Annotated in this window: 13 protein-coding genes; 9 read left to right on the top strand and 4 right to left on the bottom strand. The window is 65.9% G+C overall.

Translation table 11 applies throughout. The annotated features are described in order from the left end of the window. The first annotated feature begins 28 nt into the window (after positions 1-28). From rluB to truB, 6 genes are all read left to right on the top strand, one after another. The gene (rluB, locus tag BCR55_RS00660; protein WP_059937710.1) at positions 29-1,693 is read left to right on the top strand and encodes a 23S rRNA pseudouridine(2605) synthase RluB; all 1,665 of its coding nucleotides are present in this window, start codon (positions 29-31) and stop codon (positions 1,691-1,693) included. A 386-nt stretch (positions 1,694-2,079) separates the two neighbouring features. Further along, positions 2,080-2,538 carry a ribosome maturation factor RimP gene (gene rimP, locus BCR55_RS00655; protein WP_006402064.1) on the top strand — a complete coding sequence of 153 codons (459 nt, stop codon included), beginning with the start codon at positions 2,080-2,082 and terminating at the stop codon, positions 2,536-2,538. Next, on the top strand, positions 2,538-4,013 hold the full coding sequence (nusA, locus tag BCR55_RS00650; protein WP_006402063.1) for a transcription termination factor NusA: 1,476 nt from the start codon (positions 2,538-2,540) through the stop codon (positions 4,011-4,013). The genes rimP and nusA overlap by 1 nt, the downstream gene beginning before the upstream one ends. Positions 4,014-4,104: 91 nt before the next feature. Then, positions 4,105-7,014, top strand: a complete 2,910-nt coding sequence (gene infB / locus BCR55_RS00645; protein WP_065494020.1) for a translation initiation factor IF-2 — start codon at positions 4,105-4,107, stop codon at positions 7,012-7,014. A 121-nt stretch (positions 7,015-7,135) separates the two neighbouring features. Continuing rightward, complete coding sequence (rbfA, locus tag BCR55_RS00640; RefSeq protein ID WP_043279864.1) at positions 7,136-7,534, top strand: 30S ribosome-binding factor RbfA; 399 nt, start codon at positions 7,136-7,138, stop codon at positions 7,532-7,534. Between the two features lie 13 nt (positions 7,535-7,547). Continuing rightward, positions 7,548-8,480, top strand: a complete 933-nt coding sequence (gene truB / locus BCR55_RS00635) for a tRNA pseudouridine(55) synthase TruB (protein WP_059937713.1) — start codon at positions 7,548-7,550, stop codon at positions 8,478-8,480. Positions 8,481-8,561: 81 nt separating this feature from the next. Here the strand turns inward: truB and BCR55_RS00630 are convergent, their stop codons facing one another. From BCR55_RS00630 to BCR55_RS00615, 4 genes are all read right to left on the bottom strand, one after another. Then, entirely contained in the window at positions 8,562-10,121 is a 1,560-nt protein-coding gene (locus tag BCR55_RS00630; RefSeq protein WP_006400324.1) for a DHA2 family efflux MFS transporter permease subunit, read from the bottom strand. 28 nt (positions 10,122-10,149) lie between these two features. Beyond that, positions 10,150-11,373 (bottom strand): EmrA/EmrK family multidrug efflux transporter periplasmic adaptor subunit, encoded by a 1,224-nt coding sequence (locus BCR55_RS00625; RefSeq protein WP_006400323.1) that lies wholly within the window; start codon positions 11,371-11,373, stop codon positions 10,150-10,152. A gap of 51 nt (positions 11,374-11,424) precedes the next feature. Then, positions 11,425-12,921, bottom strand: coding sequence for an efflux transporter outer membrane subunit (locus tag BCR55_RS00620; protein ID WP_043279514.1), 1,497 nt, complete (start codon positions 12,919-12,921; stop codon positions 11,425-11,427). Between the two features lie 84 nt (positions 12,922-13,005). After that, positions 13,006-13,500, bottom strand: coding sequence for a MarR family winged helix-turn-helix transcriptional regulator (locus BCR55_RS00615; protein ID WP_006400321.1), 495 nt, complete (start codon positions 13,498-13,500; stop codon positions 13,006-13,008). Between the two features lie 329 nt (positions 13,501-13,829). Between BCR55_RS00615 and typA the strand changes: the two genes are divergently transcribed. The 3 genes from typA (at position 13,830) to BCR55_RS00605 (ending at position 18,840) form a co-directional block, all read left to right on the top strand. Further along, on the top strand, positions 13,830-15,656 hold the full coding sequence (gene typA / locus BCR55_RS00610) for a translational GTPase TypA (protein ID WP_006400319.1): 1,827 nt from the start codon (positions 13,830-13,832) through the stop codon (positions 15,654-15,656). Positions 15,657-15,664: 8 nt separating this feature from the next. Beyond that, on the top strand, positions 15,665-15,865 hold the full coding sequence (locus BCR55_RS29890; protein ID WP_083211756.1) for a hypothetical protein: 201 nt from the start codon (positions 15,665-15,667) through the stop codon (positions 15,863-15,865). A gap of 110 nt (positions 15,866-15,975) precedes the next feature. Beyond that, positions 15,976-18,840 carry a 2-oxoglutarate dehydrogenase E1 component gene (locus tag BCR55_RS00605; protein WP_006414736.1) on the top strand — a complete coding sequence of 955 codons (2,865 nt, stop codon included), beginning with the start codon at positions 15,976-15,978 and terminating at the stop codon, positions 18,838-18,840. Positions 18,841-18,842 lie beyond the last annotated feature (2 nt).

Raw genomic sequence — 18,842 nt, 5'->3', positions numbered from 1 at the left:
GCGCGAGACCTGACATTTTGAGGTTGTTTTGACAGATATCCACGATATTGAATCGTCCGCGCCCGCCGTGCAGGCTGCGCGCGCCGACGATGCGCCGGAGCAGGACGCTCCGGCCGCGGGTGGCGACGAACGTCCCCGCCGCGGCCTGCGGCGCGGTCCGCGCAGCCTGATCGCGCGCCGTCGCGCAGCGGCCAAGTCGAAGGGCGCCGACGCGGCGCCGCAAGACGGCGAAGCCGCCGATGCGCCGCCGGCCGATGCCGCGCAGGCGCAGCCGGCGCGTGCGCCGCGCAAGGAAGGCGCGGCCAAGGGCGGGCGCGGCAAGTCCGGCGGCAAGCGCGAAGGCGCGGGCGGCAAGGGCGCGCAGGGTCAAGGCCAAGGCCACGCCAAGCGTGGCGGCGCGTCGAAGGGCGAAGGCGAAGCGGCGCAGGACGACCTGTTCGCCTACGTGACGTCGCCGGCGTTCGACGCGGACAACGCTGCACCGGGCAGCGGCGTGCGTGCGCCGATGCTGCGCCGCGGCCGCGGTCAGCCGGCGAACAAGCGCGTGCTGTCGCCGGACGACGACGCGCCGAAGCTGCACAAGGTGCTCGCGGAGGCGGGCATGGGCTCGCGCCGCGAAATGGAAGAGCTGATCATCGCCGGCCGCGTGTCGGTGAACGGCGAACCCGCGCATATCGGCCAGCGGATCATGCCGACCGACCAGGTGCGGATCAACGGCAAGCCGGTCAAGCGCAAGCTGCCGAACAAGCCGCCGCGCGTGCTGCTCTACCACAAGCCGACCGGCGAGATCGTCAGTCACGCGGATCCGGAAGGCCGTCCGTCGGTGTTCGATCGCCTGCCGCCGATGAAGACGGCGAAATGGCTCGCGGTCGGCCGCCTCGACTTCAACACCGAAGGTCTGCTGATGCTGACGACCTCCGGCGACCTCGCGAACCGCTTCATGCATCCGCGCTACAGCGTCGAGCGCGAGTACGCGGTGCGCGTGGTCGGCGAGTTGTCGGAAAGCGCGCGCCAGAAGCTGCTGCACGGCATCGAGCTCGACGACGGTCCCGCGAACTTCCTGCGCATCCGCGACGGCGGCGGCGAGGGCACGAATCACTGGTATCACGTCGCGCTGGCTGAAGGCCGTAACCGTGAAGTGCGCCGGATGTTCGAGGCGGTCGGCCTGATGGTGAGCCGCCTGATCCGCACGCGTCACGGCCCGATTCCGCTGCCGCGCGGCCTGAAGCGCGGCCGCTGGGAGGAGCTCGACGAGGCGCAGGTGCGCAAGCTGATGGCGACGGTCGGCCTGAAGGCGCCGTCGGAAGAGAAGGGCAAGCGCGGCGGCGGCCAGGCCGAGCGCCGGCAGCCCGATCCGATGCAAACCTCGATGGGCTTCATCAGCCGCGAGCCGGTGCTGACGACCCACGGCCAGCTCGACCAGCCGCGCCGCGGCGGTCGGCGCGGCGGCCCCGGCCTGCCGGGCCTGAGCGGCTACGGCAGCCTGCCGGTCGCGTCGGGGTACGGCAATCGCGCGGGCGGCCGCGACGTCGACGGCAATCGCGCGTCGCATGGCGGCGCAGGCGGCAAGCGTGGCGGCGGCAAGGGCGGCAATCGCAACCCGAACGGCAATCGCGCGGATGGCGGCGCCGGCAACGGCGGCGCGCGCGGCGGCCAGCGTCCGCAGCGCGGCGGGCGCTCGCGCGGCCGCTGAGCGGCGCGTTGCGCGAGGCGCGACAGCGCCGGCAAGACCGGGTCGATCCGGTTTTGTCGGCGCATTGCATTTTGCGTAATCGACGCTATATGAATAGTCGGCGGCGCGCAGACCGTTTCGCAGGAATTCGCTTTTAACGGTATATCGCGCGCTGTTCCGGCGGCCGACGCTTGGCGTTTGCGCCAAAAATCGCTATAATCGCGGAGTCGCTGGGCGTACGGATTCGATGTGCGGCTCAGGTGCGACCACCGGTAAGAAGATGGGCGTTCCGCCCATTTTTTTTTGCTGAAACGGTTAGGCATCTCGGGTAGCGCTTCCTGCGCCGGCTAAGGCGCGCGCCCGCGGGTGAATCGCGAGCGGCGGGCGCGAACACCTGAGAGGACACTGTGCAACTGACGGAACTGATAGAAACCACGGTCACCGGGCTCGGCTACGAGCTGGTGGATCTCGAGCGCACCGGGCGCGGCATGCTTTGCGTCTATATCGATCAGCCTGCCGGCATCTCGCTCGAAGATTGCGAAAAGGTCACGCGTCAGCTCCAGCACGTCTTGACGGTCGAAAACATCGATTACGAACGGCTCGAAGTCTCGTCTCCGGGGCTCGACCGCCCGTTGAAGAAGCTGGCCGACTTCGAGCGCTTCGCCGGCAGTGAAGTCTCCGTGACCTTGAAAAAGCCGCTGGACGGGCGCAAGACGTACCGGGGCATTCTGCACGCGCCGAACGGCGAAACGATCGGTTTGGAATTTGAGAGGAAGAAGGGCGAGGCGGCCATGCTGGATTTCACGCTGGCCGACATCGACAAAGCCCGCCTGATTCCGCAAGTTGACTTTAGGAGCCGCAAATAATGAGTCGCGAAGTTTTGATGCTGGTGGATGCGCTGGCGCGCGAGAAAAACGTCGACAAGGATGTGGTGCTGGGCGCGCTCGAGGCTGCGCTCGCGTCCGCTTCCAAGAAGCTGTTCGACGAAGGCGCCGAAATCCGCGTCCATATCGATCGCGAAAGCGGCGAGCACGAAACCTTCCGTCGCTGGCTCGTCGTGCCCGACGAAGCGGGCCTGCAGGAGCCGGATCGCGAGATCCTGCTGTTCGAAGCGCGCGAGCAGAAGCCCGATGTCGAAGTCGGCGAATACATCGAGGAACCCGTTCCGTCGATCGAATTCGGCCGGATCGGCGCGCAGGCCGCGAAGCAGGTGATCCTGCAGAAGGTGCGCGATGCCGAACGCGAGCAGATCCTGAACGACTACCTCGAGCGCGGCGAAAAGATCATGACCGGCACGGTGAAGCGCCTCGACAAGGGCAACTTCATCGTCGAATCGGGTCGCGTCGAGGCGCTGCTGCGCCGCGATCAGCTGATCCCGAAGGAAAACCTGCGCGTGGGCGACCGCGTGCGCGCGTACATCGCGAAGGTCGACCGCACCGCCCGCGGCCCGCAGATCGAACTGTCGCGCACCGCGCCCGAGTTCCTGATGAAGCTGTTCGAGATGGAAGTGCCGGAGATCGAGCAGGGCCTGCTCGAGATCAAGGCCGCCGCTCGCGATCCGGGCGTGCGCGCGAAGATCGGCGTCATCGCGTACGACAAGCGGATCGATCCGATCGGCACCTGCGTCGGCATTCGCGGCTCGCGCGTGCAGGCCGTGCGCAACGAGCTCGGTGGCGAAAACATCGACATCGTGCTATGGTCGGAGGATCCCGCCCAGTTCGTGATCGGCGCGCTCGCGCCGGCCGCTGTCCAGTCGATCGTCGTCGATGAAGAAAAGCATTCGATGGATGTCGTCGTCGACGAGAACGAGCTGGCCGTCGCGATCGGCCGTAGCGGTCAGAACGTTCGCCTTGCCAGCGAACTGACCGGCTGGCAGATCAACATCATGACCCCGGACGAGTCCGCCCAGAAGCAGGGCGAGGAGCGCGACCGGCTGCGTGCACTGTTCATGACGCGTCTCGACGTCGACGAAGAAGTCGCCGACATCCTGATCGACGAAGGCTTCACGAGCCTCGAAGAGATTGCTTACGTGCCGCTCAACGAAATGCTCGAGATCGAAGCGTTCGACGAGGACACCGTGCACGAACTGCGCAACCGCGCGCGCGATGCGCTGCTGACGATGGCGATCGCGAACGAGGAAAAGGTCGAAAACGCGGCGCTGGATCTGAAGAGCCTCGACGGCGTGACGCCGGAGCTGCTCGCGAAGCTGGCCGAACACGGTGTGGCGACGCGCGACGATCTCGCCGAGCTGGCGGTGGACGAACTGGTCGACATGACCGGAATGGAAGAGGATGCCGCTAAGGCGTTGATCATGAAAGCACGTGAACACTGGTTCCAGTGAGAAATGACCATGGCGCACTGATTTGATGGCGGCCGTATGGCCTGACCCGATGCTAACCGCAAGGAATCGGTCCTTGCACTAAGAGGAATGAATGGCGAGTAACAACGTAGCCCAATTTGCCGCGGAACTGAAAATGCCTGCTGGTGTGCTGCTCGAACAGCTGCAGGCAGCGGGCGTCCAGAAAGCGAGTGAAGACGATGCGCTGTCCGAGGCGGACAAGGCGCGTCTGCTCGATCATTTGCGCAAGTCGCACGGCGCAACCGATGGCGACAAGCGCAAGATCACGCTGACCCGCAAGCATACGTCGGAGATCAAGCAGTCTGACGCGACGGGCAAGGCTCGCACCATTCAGGTCGAGGTGCGCAAGAAGCGCACGTTCGTCAAGCGCGACGACGTGAGCGATGTCGCGGAACAGGGTCAGGCGCAGGTCGCCGAAGCGGACGACGATGCGGAGCTGAAGCGTCGCGAGGAAGAGGCGCGCCGCGAGGCCGCGCTGCTCGAGAAGCAGGCGCAGGAACTGCGCGAGCGTCAGGAACGCCTGGAGCGCGAGGAAGCGGAACGCCGTGCCCGCGAGGAAGCGGCCGAGGCCGAACGCCGTCGCGCGGAGGAAGAAGCCGCGGCCAAGCGTGCGGCAGCCGAAGCGGCCGCCGCGCAACAGGCGGCGCAGCAGGCAGCTGCGGCCCAGCAGGCGGCGGCACCGGCCGATTCGGCGCAGGACGAAGCACGTGCGGCTGCCGAGCGCGCAGCGCAGCGCGAAGCGGCGAAGAAGGCCGAAGACGCCGCGCGCGAGGCTGCCGAAAAGGCGCGCGCCGAGCAGGAAGAAATTCGCAAGCGCCGCGAGGCGGCGGAAGCCGAAGCGCGTGCGATCCGCGAGATGATGAACACGCCGCGCAAGGCCGTGGTCAAGGCGGTCGAACCGCCGAAGCCGGCCGAACCGGCGAAGCCCGCCGAGGCGAAGGGCACGCTGCACAAGCCGGCGAAGCCGGAAGGTGCGCAGGCGCGTCCGGCCGTGAAGAAGCCGGCGGCTGCGCCGGCTGCCACGCCGGCGCCGGCAGGCGCGGGCGACCGCAACAAGAAGCCGGGCGGCGGCAAGGGCGGCTGGCAGGACGACGCGGCGAAGCGGCGCGGCATCAAGACGCGCGGCGATTCGAGCGGCGGCGTCGACCGCGGCTGGCGCGGCGGCCCGAAGGGGCGCGGCCGTCACCAGGACAACGCCTCGTCGTTCCAGGCGCCGACCGAGCCGATCGTGCGTGAAGTGCACGTGCCGGAAACCATCTCGGTGGCCGATCTCGCGCACAAGATGGCGATCAAGGCCTCCGAAGTCATCAAGGTGATGATGAAGATGGGCCAGATGGTCACGATCAACCAGGTGCTCGACCAGGAAACGGCGATGATCGTCGTCGAGGAACTGGGTCACCGCGCGCTCGCAGCGAAGCTGGACGATCCGGAAGCGCTGCTCGTCGAAGGCGAAACCGGCTCCGACGCAGAGCAACTGCCGCGTCCGCCGGTCGTCACGGTGATGGGTCACGTCGACCACGGCAAGACCTCGCTGCTCGACTACATCCGTCGCGCGAAGGTCGCGGCGGGCGAAGCGGGCGGCATTACGCAGCACATCGGCGCGTATCACGTCGAGACGCCGCGCGGCGTCGTCACGTTCCTCGATACGCCGGGTCACGAGGCATTCACGGCGATGCGTGCACGCGGCGCGAAGGCGACCGACATCGTGATTCTGGTCGTCGCGGCCGACGACGGCGTGATGCCGCAGACGAAGGAAGCGATCTCGCACGCGAAGGCGGGCGGCGTGCCGATCGTCGTCGCGATCAACAAGATCGACAAGCCGGAAGCGAACCCCGACCGCGTGAAGCAGGAACTGGTCGCCGAAGGCGTCGTGCCGGAAGAGTACGGTGGCGATTCGCCGTTCGTGCCGGTGTCGGCAAAGACGGGCGCGGGCATCGACGATCTGCTCGAGAACGTGCTGCTGCAGGCCGAAGTGCTGGAACTGAAGGCACCGGTCGAGGCGCCGGCGAAGGGCATCGTGATCGAAGCGAAGCTCGACAAGGGCAAGGGTCCGGTCGCGACGATGCTCGTGCAGTCCGGTACGCTGAGCCGCGGCGACATCGTGCTGGCCGGTACCGCATACGGCCGTGTGCGCGCGATGCTCGACGAGAACGGCAAGCCGACGAAGGAAGCCGGCCCGTCGATCCCGGTCGAGATCCAGGGTCTGTCGGAAGTGCCGGCCGCTGGCGAGGAAGTCATCGTGCTGCCGGACGAGCGCAAGGCGCGCGAAATCGCGCTGTTCCGTCAGGGCAAGTTCCGCGACGTGAAGCTGGCGAAGCAGCAGGCGGCGAAGCTGGAAAGCATGCTCGAGCAGATGGGCGAAGGCGAAGTGCAGAACCTGCCGCTCATCATCAAGGCCGATGTGCAAGGCTCGCAGGAAGCGCTGGTGCAGTCGCTGCTCAAGCTGTCGACCGACGAAGTGCGCGTGCAGATCGTGCACAGCGCGGTGGGCGGCATCAGCGAAAGCGACGTCAACCTCGCGACCGCGTCGAAGGCCGTCATCATCGGCTTCAACACGCGTGCGGACGCACAGGCGCGCAAGCTGGCCGAAGCGAACGGCATCGACATCCGCTACTACAACATCATCTACGACGCAGTGGATGAGGTGAAGGCGGCGATGTCCGGCATGTTGGCGCCGGAGAAGCGCGAAGTCGTGACCGGCATGGTCGAGGTGCGCCAGGTGTTCAAGGTGCCGAAGGTCGGCACGGTCGCCGGCTGTATGGTCACCGACGGTATCGTCAAGCGTTCGTCGTCGGTGCGCGTGCTGCGCAACAACGTCGTGATCTTCACGGGCGAACTCGAATCGCTGAAGCGCTTCAAGGACGACGTGAAGGAAGTCAAGCAAGGCTTCGAATGCGGTATGTCGGTGAAGAATTTCAACGACATCCTCGAAGGCGACCAGTTCGAAGTCTTCGAAGTGACCGAAGTCGCGCGTACGCTGTAACGCGATCGCGCATCGGCTCATGGGCGGGGCAGGCTTGGGCCTGTCCCGCCCATTTTTTCATGGCCGCGCGCCGTCCGGCGCGCCGCCGTTTTATCCTGATAAACGGATCAGGGATTCGATCATGTCCAGGAAACGTACTTCTCCCAATCGCAACGTGCAGATCGCCGACCAGATTCAGCGCGATCTGTCCGAACTCATCATGCGCGAGGTCAAGGATCCGCGCATCGGCATCGTGACCATCCAGAGCGTCGAACTGACGCCGGACTACGCGCACGCGAAGGTCTATTTCACGACGCTGACTGGCGATCCGGCCGCGACGCAGCAGGCGCTGAACCACGCGTCGGGCCATCTGCACAACCTACTGTTCAAGCGGCTGCACATCCATACGGTGCCCGCGCTGCACTTCCATTACGACCAGACGATCGAGAAGGCCGTCGCGATGTCGCGTCTGATCGACGAGGCGAACGCGACGCGTGCGAAGGACGACGACGAGGCCGACGCGCCGGCGAAGGACGACTGAGCGTATCCCGCCTATGACCAATGCAGCATCCCAACGTCCGCGCGTGCCGCGCCGCGCGCTGGACGGCGTCCTGCTGCTCGACAAGCCGGTCGGCCTGTCGAGCAACGATGCGCTGATTCGCGCGAAGCGCCTGTACCTCGCGAAGAAGGCCGGGCATACCGGCACGCTCGATCCGCTCGCATCGGGCCTGCTGCCGCTGTGCTTCGGCGAAGCGACGAAGTTCTCGCAGGATCTGCTCGAGGCGGACAAGACCTATGAAGCGACGATGCGGCTCGGCGTGCGTACCGCGACCGGCGATGCCGAAGGCGAGGTGCTCGACACGCGGCCCGTCGCATGCGATCGCGCGGGCGTGGAAGCGGCGCTCGTGCGTTTCACGGGCGACATCGTGCAGGTGCCGCCGATGTATTCGGCGCTCAAGCGCGACGGCAAGCCGCTGTACGAATACGCGCGTGCCGGTCAGACGGTCGAGCGCGAAGGTCGCAGCGTGACGATTCACGCACTCGACTTGCTCACATGCGAACTGCCGGACGTGACGTTTCGCGTCACGTGCAGCAAGGGCACGTATGTGCGCACGCTCGCGGAAGACATCGGCGAAGCGCTCGGCTGCGGCGCGCATCTGACGATGCTGCGCCGCACGGGCGTCGGCGCGCTGACGCTCGAACATGCGGTGACGCTCGATGCGTTGTCCGATGCCGACGAAGCGGCGCGCGACGCCTGGCTTCAGCCCGTCGATGCGCTGCTGTCGACGTTCCCGCTGGTGCGTCTCGACGACACCTGCGCGAAGCGCTTCCTGCACGGGCAGCGCCTGCCGCTGTCGGCGCTGGAGGCGATCGACGCCGCCGAAGGCGAACGCGTGCGCGTGTACGACGCGACGCGGCTGCTCGGCGTCGCGCGCAAGACGAACGGCGTGCTCGCGCCGGAACGGCTCGTCGTCACCGCGCAATGACGCGCGCGAACGTGCGCCATCGGAACGAAAAAGCCCGGTCTCGACCGGGCTTTTCGTTTGCTGCGCGGATGCGCGCGACGTCTAGTGCGCGGCCGATGCCGCCGCGCCCGCATCGCCGCCGCCCGCGCGTTCGGGCTTCGTGATCCAGATCAGCGCAATCAGCAGCACGAAGATCGCCGCCGAGATGTAGAACAGATCGTTCACGCCGAGCTGCGCGGCCTGCTGCGTGGCCATGTTGTTGATCAGCCCGTGCGCCTGGTCGCGCGTCAGCCCGAGGTTGTTCATCTGCGTGACGGCCTGATTGAACGTCGGGTTGTACGGATTCGTCTGCTCGACCAGCTGCGCGTGGTGGAAGTTGTTGCGGTGATCCCACGCGGTCTGGAAGATCGACGTGCCGATGCCGCCGCACATGATCCGCACGAAGTTCGACAGGCCCGATGCCGCAGGAATGCGGTGGCCGGGCAGGCCGGACAGCGTGATCGACACGAGCGGGATGAAGAAGCCAGCCATCGCGATCCCCTGCACGAACGTCGGCAGCATCAGCGACCATTCGTCGACGCCCGTCGTGTAGCGCGAGCGCATCCAGAAACAGAGCGCGAAGATCAGGAACGCGGCCGTCGCGATGTAGCGCGGATCGGTGCGCGGCAGGAACTTGCCCGTCAGCGGCGACAGCAGGATCGCGAACAGACCGACCGGCGCCATCACGAGGCCGGCGTCCGTCGCCGTATAGCCGATCTGCGTCTGTAGCCAGAGCGGCAACAGGACGAGGTTGCCGAAGTAGAGCCCATAGCCGACCGACAGCGCGATCGTGCCGCCCGTGAAGTTGCGCATGCGGAACAGCGACAGGTCGACGACCGGATGCTCGGCGGTCAGCTCCCAGATCACGAAGAACGCGAATGAGATGATCGCGATCAGCGCGAGCGCGATGATCGTCGTCGATGCGAACCAGTCGAGATCCTTGCCCTTGTCGAGCATGATCTGCAGCGAGCCGACCCAGAGGACGAGCAGGGCGAGACCGACGCCGTCGATCGGCGCGCGCCGCACCGTCGATTCGCGCGTGCGATAGATCGACCACGTCGCGATCGCGGCTGCAATGCCGACCGGAATGTTCACGTAGAAGATCCACGGCCACGAGTAGTTGTCCGAGATCCATCCGCCGAGAATCGGGCCCGCGACCGGCGCGATCAGGGTCGTCATCGACCATAGCGCGAGCGCCATCGGCGCCTTGGCGCGCGGGTAGCTCGCGAGCAGCAGCGACTGCGACAGCGGAATCATCGGGCCGGCCACCGCGCCCTGCAGCACGCGCGACGCGAGCAGGAACGGCAGCGTCGGCGACAGCCCGCACATCCATGACGAGATGACGAACAGGATGATCGACGCGAGGAACAGGCGTACCTGCCCGATGCGGTCGGTCAGCCAGCCGGTCAGCGGCACGGAGATCGCGTTGGCGACCGCGAACGAGGTGATGACCCACGTGCCCTGATCGGACGACACGCCGAGGTCGCCCGAGATCGTCGGGATCGCGACGTTCGCGATCGAGGTGTCGAGCACGTTCATGAAGACCGCGAGCGACACCGCGATCGTCCCGATCACGAGTTGCCCGCCCTGCAAGGGCGGGTGAGAGACAGGAGCCTGTGCCATGTCGTTTGTCTTTCCGGAGTCGGAACGGTTACATCAGCTTCGGCGCGGCGGTGCGCTTCGCCGCAGCGGCAGCGGGCGCCGGCGCGTTGCCGCCCGCGTTTTCCGCGATGATGCGTGCGATTTCCGCGTCGGCTTCGTCGCCGTACTTCGCGAACACGTCGGTCTGGTAGACGGTATTCGGTACGTTGACGAGCTGGTCCCCGCGTTCGTCCTTGATGTTGACGTCGACCTGCATCGACAGACCGATGCGCAGCGGATGCTTGTCGAGATCCTTCGGATCGAGTTCGATACGCACCGGCAGGCGCTGCACGACCTTGATCCAGTTGCCGGTCGCGTTCTGCGCCGGCAGCAGCGAGAACGCCGAGCCCGTGCCGGCCGAGAAGCCGACCACCTTGCCGTGATAGACGACCGACGAGCCGTAGATGTCGGCCGTCAGTTCGACCGGCTGGCCGATGCGCATGTGCTTGAGCTGCACTTCCTTGAAGTTCGCGTCGACCCACACCGCGTTCAGCGGCACGACCGACATCAGCGGCGTGCCGGGCGACACGCGCTGGCCGACCTGCACCGAGCGCTTCGCGACGTAGCCGGTCACCGGCGCGGGCAGCGTGTTGCGCGCGTTCGCGAGGTATGCGTCGCGAACCTTTGCGGCTGCGGCGAGCACGTTCGGGTGCGACGCGATCGTCGTGTTCGCGGTCAGCGCGCGGTTCGACGCGAGCTGCTGCTGCGCGGCGTCGAGCGACGCCTGCGCGGCGCGCACGGCGTCGCGCGCGTGCGAGATTTCTTCCTGCGACACCGCGCCCGTCTGCGCGACGGCGAGACGGCGGCGCAAGTCGTCCTCGGCCTTCGACAGGTCGGACTGACGCAGCGCGACCTGCGCGCGGTACTGATCGTCGTTGACGAACAGGCCGCGCACCTGGCGCACGGTCTGCGCGAGGTTCGCTTCCGCCTGCTGCAGCGCGACCTGCGAGTCGGCCGGATCGAGCACGACGAGCGGATCGCCGGCCTTCACCGTCTGCGTGTCGTCGGCCTTGACCGCGATCACGGTGCCCGTGACCTGCGGCGTGATCTGCACGACGTTGCCGTTCACGTATGCGTCGTCGGTTTCCTCATGGAAGCGCGCGACGAGGAAGTAGTAGAGGCCGTATGCGATGGCCGCGATCACGATGACCGCGACGAGCAGCGTCATCATCCGTTTGCGCTTGCCGTTGTTCTGCGGCTGGGCGCTGGCGGCGTTTTGTTGAGGGTCGCTCATGGCGATTTTCTCCGTCCGTTATTTCGAGTGTCTTGGTAGGGCGGCGCCGGATCAGTTGGCGGCCTGTCGGGTCTGTTTGGCGGTCTCGGGTGCCGCGAGCGCGGTGCCGGTCGCATCGAAGCCGCCGCCGAGCGCCTTGATCAGCGCGAGCTGCATGTCGCGACGGCGCATCTTCAGATTCGTCACGGTCTGCTCCGAGGCGAGCCGGTTGCTGTCCGCGGTCAGCACCTGCAGTTGCGGCGACAGCCCGGCCTTGTAGCGGATCACCGCGAGGTCGTACGCGCGCGTCGACGCGTCGAGCGCGCGCTGCGCGTCGCCCATCTGGCGATCGATCGCACGGATCGCGGCCACTTGCGTCGCCACGTCGTTCAGCGCGCTGATCAGCGTCTGGTTGTAGTTCGCGACCGACAGATCGAAGTCCGCGTAGCGGCCCTTGAGCTGCGCGCGCAGCGCGCCGGCGTCGAAGATCGGCAGGTGGATCGCCGGGCCGAACTGCGCCTGGCGGCTCGTGAAGTTCAGGAATTTGCCCCAGCCGAACGCATCGAAGCCGAAACCGGCCGCGAGGTTCACGTCCGGGAAGAACTCGGCCTTCGCTTCCTTCACGTCGTGCATTGCCGCTTCGACCTGCCAGCGCGCGGCGACGATGTCGGGGCGGCGCGACACGAGGTCGGCAGGCAGGTTGTCGGGCAGCGCGACGTCGCCGGCCGGGTTCAGCACCGGCGCGGCGATCTGCAGCCCGCGGTCCGGCCCTTTGCCGAGCAGTGCGGCGAGCTGATAGCGCACGGTCGTGATCTGACCGTCGAGATCGGACAGCGACGCCTGCGTCGTCGCGATGTTGCCGCGCGCGGTCTGGCGTTCGACGTTCGTGTCGAGGCCGGCCGACACGCGGCCGTCGGTGATCTTGCCGACCGACTCGCGGTTGGCGATCTCGCGCTGCGCGATGTCGCGCAGCGCGTACAGTTGCGCGAGCGAGTTGTAGGTGCGCGCGACCGACGAGGCGAGCGTGATGCGCGCCTGCTGCATGTCGGCTTCCGCGGCCTTTTCCTGCGACACGGCCGTGCGCAGACGCTCGCGGTTCTTGCCCCACAGGTCGAGCTCCCACGATGCGCTGGCGAGCACGTTGTTCTCGCTGTACCACTGGCCGCCGTACGGCGGCGGGAAGAGGCCGTTCGCCGAATAGAGCTCGCGCGTCCACGAGTAGCTCGCTTCGGCCTTCGGCAGCAGGTTGGAGCGCGACGATTCGATGTACGACGACGCCTTCGCGATGCGCGCCTGCGCCTGCGCGATCGACGGATTGCCGGCGAGCGCCTCGTCGATCAGCTTCGGCAGCTGCGGATCGCCGAACTGGCTTGCCCAGTCGAGCGACGGCCAGCGGCCGCCCTGGGCCGGAAGGCTCTGCGCCGTTTCGAATTGCGACGCGGGGGCGATCTGCTTGTCGCTCTTGATGCCGATGTAGTTCGCGCAGCCCGCCAGTGCCAGTGCGGCGACCGCGACGGCAACGGCGGTGCGGCGCGACCCGGCACGCACGGACAACGGGGAGGATTTCATCGCGCTGATCCCTGACTCGGAATGAATGATGGACACTGCAAGGATTTCCTTACATTAATCTGTCAAAAGTAATTGTTATGGCAACTATTGCGCGACGCTGCCGCCGGCGGTCTCGCAATAGTTGCTGAGAATCCGGCGCAGCATGCTCTTCAGGAACCCGACTTCTTCCGGCGTGAAGCCGCCCAGCAGCTGATCGAGCACGCTGCGGAAGATCGCCGGCAGCCGCTCGGCCAGCGCCCGGCCTTCGTCGGTCAGTTCGAGGCGCACGACGCGGCGATCTTCGACGGAGCGCACGCGGCACAGCAGCCCGCGTTTCTCGACGCGATCGAGCAGGCGCGTGACCGCGCTCGCATCGATCGCGTATTCGCGCGCGAGCTCCGCGGCCGTCGAGCACTTGCCGACCGCGATCATGAACAGCATGCTCGCCTGCGTGCCCGTGATGCCGAGCTCCTCCTGCGTACGCTGCGTGACGAGGTTCGTCATCAGCGACTTCACGCGCGACATCAGATAGCCGACGCTGTCGTTCATCTGATACGACGACAGCGCCGACGCGGGCGAATGAGAAGAGGAATCCGACATAAAACCCTGAAGCTGCAATAGTTGACTAGGCAGCAGTATAGGCACAATTGCTTGCCGCGGCAAATGTTAATCGAACGGATGCGCGCGCGCTGAACGCCGCCGCATTTCCTTACGCGCATCGGGGTTTTTACGGTGCGCGGCACGCCGCTTGCGCGCATCGACGATCGACGGAGCAGGTCGTTGCCGGCGGCCCGCATGCTGCGTTGCAACGCAACTGCCGGCTGACGACATTCGCGCGTGCTATAATTTGAGGCTTTCCAAGCTGCAACGCGCGCGCCCGTGTCGAACGAGCGTGCGCGTTTGCGCGTTCAATCGATTTCCAGGTTTCTATGACCCGCGCCCTTCGCAACATCGCCATCATCGCCCACGTCGACCACGGCAAGACTACGCTCGTCGACCAACTGCTTCGCCAGTCCGGCACCTTCCGCGAGAACCAGCAGGTTGCCGAACGGGTGATGGACTCGAACGACATCGAAAAGGAGCGCGGGATCACGATTCTCGCGAAGAACTGCGCGGTCGAATACGAAGGCACGCACATCAACATCGTCGACACGCCGGGGCACGCGGACTTCGGCGGCGAAGTCGAGCGCGTGCTGTCGATGGTCGACTCGGTGCTGCTGCTCGTCGACGCGGTCGAGGGCCCGATGCCGCAGACGCGCTTCGTCACGAAGAAGGCGCTCGCGCTCGGCCTGAAGCCGATCGTCGTCGTCAACAAGATCGACCGTCCGGGCGCGCGGATCGACTGGGTCATCAACCAGACGTTCGACCTGTTCGACAAGCTCGGCGCGACCGAAGAGCAGCTCGATTTCCCGATCGTCTATGCGTCGGGCCTGAACGGCTACGCGTCGCTCGATCCGGCGGCGCGCGAAGGCGACATGCGTCCGCTGTTCGAGGCGATCCTTGCGCACGTGCCGGTCCGCCCGGCCGATCCCGACGCGCCGCTGCAGCTGCAGATCACGTCGCTCGACTATTCGACCTACGTGGGCCGGATCGGCGTCGGCCGCATCACGCGCGGCCGCATCAAGCCGGGCCAGCAGGTCGCGATGCGCTTCGGTCCGGAAGGCGAGGTGCTGAACCGCAAGATCAACCAGGTGCTGTCGTTCAAGGGCCTCGAGCGCGTCCAGGTCGAATCGGCCGAGGCCGGCGACATCGTGCTGATCAACGGCATTGAAGACGTCGGCATCGGCGCGACGATCTGCGCCGTCGACACGCCCGAAGCGCTGCCGATGATCACGGTCGACGAGCCGACGCTGACGATGAACTTCCTCGTGAACTCGTCGCCGCTCGCGGGCCGCGAAGGCAAGTTCGTGACGAGCCGCCAGATCCGCGACCGTCTGATGAAGGAGCTGAACCACAACGTCGCGCTGCGCGTGCGCGACACCGGCGACGAAACGGTGTTCGAAGTGTCGGGCCGCGGCGAACTGCATCTGACGATTCTCGTCGAGAACATGCGCCGTGAAGGCTACGAACTCGCCGTGTCGCGTCCGCGCGTCGTGATGCAGGAAATCGACGGCGTGAAGCACGAGCCGTACGAGCTGCTGACGGTCGACGTCGAGGACGAGCACCAGGGCGGCGTGATGGAAGAGCTCGGCCGCCGCAAGGGCGAAATGCTCGACATGGCGTCGGACGGCCGCGGCCGCACGCGTCTCGAATACCGGATTCCGGCGCGCGGGCTGATCGGCTTCCAGAGCGAATTCTTGACGCTCACGCGCGGCACGGGCCTGATGAGCCACATCTTCGACTCGTACGCACCGGTCAAGGAAGGCTCGGTCGGCGAGCGCCGCAACGGCGTGCTGATCTCGCAGGACGACGGCGCCGCAGTCGCCTACGCGCTGTGGAAGCTGCAGGATCGCGGCCGCATGTTCGTGAAGCCGGGCGATGCGCTCTACGAAGGGATGATCATCGGCATCCACAGCCGCGACAACGACCTCGTCGTGAACCCGATCAAGGGCAAGCAGCTGACCAACGTGCGCGCCTCGGGCACCGACGAAGCGGTGCGCCTCGTGCCGCCGATCCAGATGTCGCTCGAGTACGCGGTCGAATTCATCGACGACGACGAGCTCGTCGAAGTCACGCCGCAATCGATCCGTCTGCGCAAGCGCTTCCTGAAGGAGCACGAGCGTCGCCGCGCGAGCCGCGAAGCCGCAGTCGACTGAGTCGCGCGGTGCTGATCGCCGGTCGCCAGAAAGCCGCCTTCGGGCGGCTTTTTGCATGGTCGCGCGCCGCATGCGACGACGCGCTGCAAAACACTGTTTCAACCCTGCGCGGCAATGCGGCAAAACCCCGTCGCACGGCGCTTTCGTGCGTGTTCCGCCGTGAACTTCGGTATCGGTTCTGTGATATGCTGCGCGCACGCAAGTTTTAGGTCCTTCCCAGCAGACTTGATTCGCGCAATCCGCTAAACGGTCAGGCCGTGTCGCGGAAGGTTGAGTAACCCGCTATTTCTCGAGAAGCTCGAAGAAAGGTGAGCGTAAAATGTCAGATGTAATGAAGCAGTTCCAGCTGAACTCCTATTTGTTCGGCGGCAATGCTTCGTACGTAGAAGAACAGTACGAAGCATATCTCGATAATCCGGCGTCAGTGCCCGAGAACTGGCGAGAGTATTTCGACGCGTTGCAGAACGTTCCTGCGACGGACGGTTCGAACGCCAGCGACGTGGCGCATTACCCGATCGTCGAGTCGTTCGCCCAGCGCGCGAAGGCCAATGCCTTCATTCCGCGCGAAAGCGGTACCAATCTGGCAACGGCGCGCAAGCAAGTCCACGTCCAGTCCCTCATCAGCGCCTATCGCTTCCTCGGCTCGCAATGGGCCAATCTCGATCCCCTGAAGCGTCGCGAACGTCCCGCCATTCCCGAACTCGAACCCGCGTTCTACGATTTCTCCGAAGCCGACCTCGACCAGACGTACAGCGCAAGCAACCTGTACTTCGGTTTCGATCAGGCATCGCTGCGCGATATCGTGAAGGGCCTGCGCGACACGTACTGCGGCACGATCGGCGCCGAGTTCATGTACATCAGCGATCCGGAACAGAAGCGCTGGTGGCAGGAGCGTCTCGAATCGATCCGCGCGACGCCGAACTTCTCGGCCGACAAGAAGAAGCACATCCTGAACCGCCTGACGGCTGCGGAAGGCCTCGAGCGCTATCTGCACACGAAGTACGTCGGCCAGAAGCGCTTCTCGCTCGAAGGCGGCGAGAGCTTCATCGCGGCGATGGACGAAGTCGTCCAGCACGCGGGCAAGAAGGGCGTGCAGGAAATCGTGATCGGCATGGCCCACCGCGGCCGTCTGAACGTGCTCGTGAACACGCTCGGCAAGATGCCGGCGGACCTGTTCGCCGAATTCGAAGGCAAGCACGTCGACGACCTGCCGGCCGGTGACGTGAAGTACCACAAGGGCTTCTCGTCGGACGTGTCGACGGAAGGCGGCCCGGTTCACCTGTCGCTCGCGTTCAACCCGTCGCACCTCGAAATCGTGAACCCGGTGGTCGAAGGTTCCGCGAAGGCGCGGATGGACCGTCGCGGCGACGAAGACGGCGCGCAAGTGCTGCCGGTGCAGATCCACGGCGACGCGGCCTTCGCGGGCCAGGGCGTCGTGATGGAAACGCTGAACCTCGCGCAGACGCGCGGCTACGGCACGCACGGCACGCTGCACATCGTCATCAACAACCAGATCGGCTTCACGACGTCGGACCCGCGCGATGCGCGCTCGACGCTGTACTGTACCGACGTCGTCAAGATGATCGAGGCGCCGGTGCTGCACGTGAACGGCGACGATCCGGAAGCCGTGGTCCTCGCGACGCAGATCGCGATCGACTACCGCATGCAGTTCCACAAGGATGTCGTGATCGACATCGTCTGCTTCCGCAAGCTGGGTCACAACGAGCAGGACACGCCGGCCGTCACGCAGCCGCTGATGTACAAGAAGATCGCGCAGCACCCGGGCACCCGCGCGCTGTACGCCGAGAAGCTCGTGCAGCAGGGCGTGATCACCGCCGAAGACGCCGAAGCTTACGTGAAGGCGTACCGCAAGGCGATGGACGACGGTCACCACACGGTCGATCCGGTCCTGTCGAACTACAAGAGCAAGTACGCGGTCGACTGGGTGCCGTTCCTGAACCGCAAGTGGACGGACGCTGCCGATACGGCCGTGCCGCTCGCCGAACTGAAGCGTCTCGGCGAACGCATCACGACGGTGCCGGAAAACTTCAAGGTTCACCCGCTCGTCGAGCGCGTGATCAACGATCGCCGCAACATGGCGCGCGGCGATCAGCCGCTCGATTGGGGCATGGCCGAGCACCTCGCGTTCGCGTCGCTCGTCGCATCGGGCTATGCAGTGCGCCTGACCGGCCAGGACTCGGGCCGCGGCACGTTCACGCACCGTCACGCGGTGCTGCACGACCAGAACCGCGAGCGCTGGAACGACGGCACGTACGTGCCGCTGCAGAACATCGCGGAAGGCCAGGCGAAGTTCACGGTGATCGACTCGGTGCTGTCGGAAGAAGCGGTGCTGGGCTTCGAATACGGCTACTCGACCGCCGAGCCGAACACGCTCGTGCTGTGGGAAGCGCAGTTCGGCGACTTCGTCAACGGCGCGCAGGTCGTGATCGACCAGTTCATCTCGTCGGGCGAAGTGAAGTGGGGCCGCGTGTCGGGCCTCACGATGCTGCTGCCGCACGGCTACGAAGGCCAGGGTCCGGAACACTCGTCGACCCGCATCGAGCGTTTCCTGCAGCTGTGCGCGGATCACAACATGCAGGTCGTCCAGCCGACGACGCCGGCGCAGATCTTCCACCTGCTGCGTCGCCAGATGATCCGTCTGTTCCGCAAGCCGTTGATCGTCGCGACGCCGAAGTCGCTGCTGCGTCACAAGGAAGCGGTGTCGGATCTGTCGGAACTCGCGAAGGGTTCGTTCCAGCCCGTGCTGGGCGAAATCGACGGCGGCATCGACGCGAAGAAGGTCAAGCGCGTACTGGTGTGCTCGGGCCGCGTGTACTACGACCTCGTCGCGCACCGCCGCGAAACGAAGGCGAACGACGTCGCGATCATCCGTATCGAACAGCTGTATCCGTTCGCGCACAAGCAGTTCGAAGCTGAAATGAAGAAGTACGAGAACGCGACGGAAGTGGTCTGGGTGCAGGACGAGCCGCAGAACCAGGGCCCCTGGTTCTACGTCGAGCACCACCTGAAGGAAGGCATGAAGGAAGGGCAGAAGCTCGCGTACAGCGGCCGCCCGGCTTCGGCCTCGCCGGCGGTCGGCTACTACGCGAAGCACTACGAGCAGCAGAAGGCCCTCGTCGAAGGTGCATTCGGCCGCCTGAAGAGCGCATCGATCGCGAAATAATC

Origin of the sequence: Burkholderia sp. CCA53 (genome assembly GCF_001685525.1) — a bacterium.
GTDB classification, from domain to species: Bacteria; Pseudomonadota; Gammaproteobacteria; order Burkholderiales; family Burkholderiaceae; genus Burkholderia; species Burkholderia multivorans.
Note: the sequence above shows the minus strand (reverse complement) of the source record. Positions and strands in the feature narration are given on the sequence as shown.

What these genes read in the sequence shown, in the direction of transcription:
- nusA (WP_006402063.1), top strand. Translation starts at nt 2,538, where the DNA reads ATGAGTCGCGAAGTTTTGATGCTGGTGGATGCGCTGGCGCGCGAGAAA.
- infB (WP_065494020.1), top strand. Translation starts at nt 4,105, where the DNA reads ATGGCGAGTAACAACGTAGCCCAATTTGCCGCGGAACTGAAAATGCCT.
- rbfA (WP_043279864.1), top strand. Translation starts at nt 7,136, where the DNA reads ATGTCCAGGAAACGTACTTCTCCCAATCGCAACGTGCAGATCGCCGAC.
- truB (WP_059937713.1), top strand. Translation starts at nt 7,548, where the DNA reads ATGACCAATGCAGCATCCCAACGTCCGCGCGTGCCGCGCCGCGCGCTG.
- BCR55_RS00630 (WP_006400324.1), bottom strand. Translation starts at nt 10,121, where the DNA reads ATGGCACAGGCTCCTGTCTCTCACCCGCCCTTGCAGGGCGGGCAACTC.
- BCR55_RS00625 (WP_006400323.1), bottom strand. Translation starts at nt 11,373, where the DNA reads ATGAGCGACCCTCAACAAAACGCCGCCAGCGCCCAGCCGCAGAACAAC.
- BCR55_RS00620 (WP_043279514.1), bottom strand. Translation starts at nt 12,921, where the DNA reads ATGAAATCCTCCCCGTTGTCCGTGCGTGCCGGGTCGCGCCGCACCGCC.
- BCR55_RS00615 (WP_006400321.1), bottom strand. Translation starts at nt 13,500, where the DNA reads ATGTCGGATTCCTCTTCTCATTCGCCCGCGTCGGCGCTGTCGTCGTAT.
- typA (WP_006400319.1), top strand. Translation starts at nt 13,830, where the DNA reads ATGACCCGCGCCCTTCGCAACATCGCCATCATCGCCCACGTCGACCAC.
- BCR55_RS00605 (WP_006414736.1), top strand. Translation starts at nt 15,976, where the DNA reads ATGTCAGATGTAATGAAGCAGTTCCAGCTGAACTCCTATTTGTTCGGC.